We start from the raw sequence: 634 nt of genomic DNA, 5'->3' as shown, positions 1-634 counted from the left end.
GTCCGATGCGGCCGAAACCGTTGATGCCTACCCGGACCGTCACGTGTCTCTCCTTGGTCGCCGATGTGGTCTCCGGGGTAGCGTAAACCGGCCACGCTGCGAGCGGGCTGGGGCCCAGGCTGGAAGCGGACTGCCGACGCTAGACGGCTTTGGCGATGCGTCGGTCCAGTTGCCGGATCTCAGCAACGAGGTCGGCCGCCAGGCTGCGTAGCATTGTGGCGGCGGGTTCGCGGGGCCGGAGCTAGCCCGGGGCTAGCCGTCGAAGCTGGACCCGAAGGACTTCGAGAGGCCGGGGCGCCCGCGGCAACCACGTTCGTGATCGGTGCGGCGCGTCATCTCGCAACGATCAGCCCACCGGCAAGCATGATCAACGCCGCGGCTATCAACAGGGCTCCGCTGCGGGTCAGCACGGTGCCGGCCGAGCTGCGCCCGTCCTGGCCGATTCCCAGATGCAGGAAAAAGCCCCCCGATTGAGCCAGCACGCCAGCCAGCAGCAGCGACCCGGCGAGCCACTGGAAACCGGCTGAGTAGCCGGCCTTTCCGAGGTAGAGGAAATAGACGAGCGACAGGACGAGCAATACGCCGGCGTGGGCGTGGCCAGCGCGGAAGAACTGCTGGCGGAATGCACTGAGGG

General features: G+C 67.7%; 1 protein-coding gene. It reads right to left on the bottom strand.

The window, feature by feature from the left end:
- Positions 1 to 332: 332 nt before the first annotated feature.
- A partial coding sequence (locus F6Q13_RS19460) for a hypothetical protein (RefSeq protein WP_293059989.1) occupies positions 333 to 634 on the bottom strand: 302 nt, incomplete at its 5' end.

The organism is Mycobacterium sp. (assembly GCF_008709575.1).
Classification (GTDB): domain Bacteria; phylum Actinomycetota; class Actinomycetes; order Mycobacteriales; family Mycobacteriaceae; genus Mycobacterium.
The sequence above is the reverse complement of the archived record's forward strand: the minus strand, read 5'-3'. Positions and strand labels throughout refer to the sequence as shown.